The sequence below is a fragment of the Endozoicomonas sp. SESOKO4 genome (assembly GCF_024606275.1).
Genome location: NZ_JAHHPS010000457.1, coordinates 1 through 1,472, shown reverse-complemented (window position 1 = coordinate 1,472; position 1,472 = coordinate 1). Strand labels below are relative to the sequence as shown.

Here is a 1,472-nt window from a genome sequence, read left to right as displayed (position 1 = left end):
GATGGCCTGCACAGACCATGCGGCATGGTCTGCCTTAATGCCAAAATCCTGGCAAATCACAGAAGAATATACCACACCGGAAAACAAACCTGTGACCTGAAAGTAGTTGGGAAGGATGGCCAGCAGCAATCATGCGGGAAGGTGTTCAACAGTATACATGCCCTGATAAAGCACAAAATACGACATCGAAAACGCAAGCCTGATGATTTGAATAAAGACGATAACTTCAGCCCTAAAAAAGGTAAAGTAAATAAGTAACGATCTGATCAGACACTCGCTTTTTAATGAAGGTTTGCGATTTTGCCGGATCGATAAGTGACCATCAAAAGACAATGTTTTTCTAAAGTATGCAGCAGCGTTTCATTGGTTTTTTTATAATAAAACACACTTATTATCTTGATCTATTCTTCCTCTCTACCCACCAGAATGCAAGAACACTATTATTAAACAACCACCCTTTGCGACACTGCTGTTAGTGCTAACGTTGTTGTCTGCCACCTGCGAAGCTCATCAGTTGAGAAGACATTATATTGTTGAGCCTGGACTGAAGACAGGCCTGACAAACCGCAGCTTTTCTATAGAGACTGACCAGCATGCACCGCCGGACAAACCGCCAGATATTATCAATACAAACGGCTATGAAGGATCAGATTCACTGCCTGATGACAAACCACAGAGACCCAGCTGTTATGGGATAAAATCGACCCTGATTGAATCGATTGCGTGGCAATGGCTTTATGCCTCTCGTCTGCTGGTTGATTACAAACTGATCCTGACCACCAGCGACGCCACTCTATGCTACAGCCCCTGTTCATGGGTACCTGTAAAAGTTGTTGTCGTTTTACGTTGGCTTTTAAAGAGCTATTGGAATCCCGATTCACTGTTGTTTGACCCGATGAAACGGCAGATGGTGAGTCAGGATCACCCGTTTGCGATCACCGCTATGATGCACAGCCCCGGACATGTCCAAAAACAAGGCCAGCCATCTGAATCATCGGGGCAGCAAGTCCCACAAGCGCCGCCCCAACCTACAAGCTCTTTCACTAGCTCCCTGTATTGTGGCTCTGTCGGCGGTAATAGAGGCTCTCAACAACACCAGCATACTTTGGGTTTGGATTGTTTCGTCCATCCCTGTAATGGCGTTTGCAGTTTACGACTATCATCTGGTAGCAGAGAGTTTGCTGAATGGCCTCTGAATTCCTTAGAAAGCTCATGCCCCCACTTGGCATATGGCCACTGCATTAGCTGCATAGATAACTTTGATTTTGTAAACACTTCGCTCTCCAAAACAATGGATGGCCCGCCTGTCAATCAGCGCCAATGGTCTGGCCAACTATTCTTGGACGGGGTCGCGGTCGCCCTAGACGGGGTCGCCTTATCCGGGGTCACCTCATACTCAGTGACTGCAGGGGCAGCCTCTACAGCTGAAGCTACCTGGCAAAAAACCTGTGACATGACAGTGGTCGGGGAGG

At 47.2% G+C, this 1,472-nt stretch carries 2 protein-coding genes; both read left to right on the top strand.

Annotated features, from left to right (window positions below; translation table 11 throughout):
- Positions 1-258: C2H2-type zinc finger protein (locus tag KDK16_RS08915; RefSeq protein ID WP_257275675.1), on the top strand; the 258-nt coding region annotated here is incomplete at its 5' end.
- A gap of 229 nt (positions 259-487) precedes the next feature.
- Positions 488-1,472: hypothetical protein (locus tag KDK16_RS08910; protein WP_257275674.1), on the top strand; the 985-nt coding region annotated here is incomplete at its 3' end.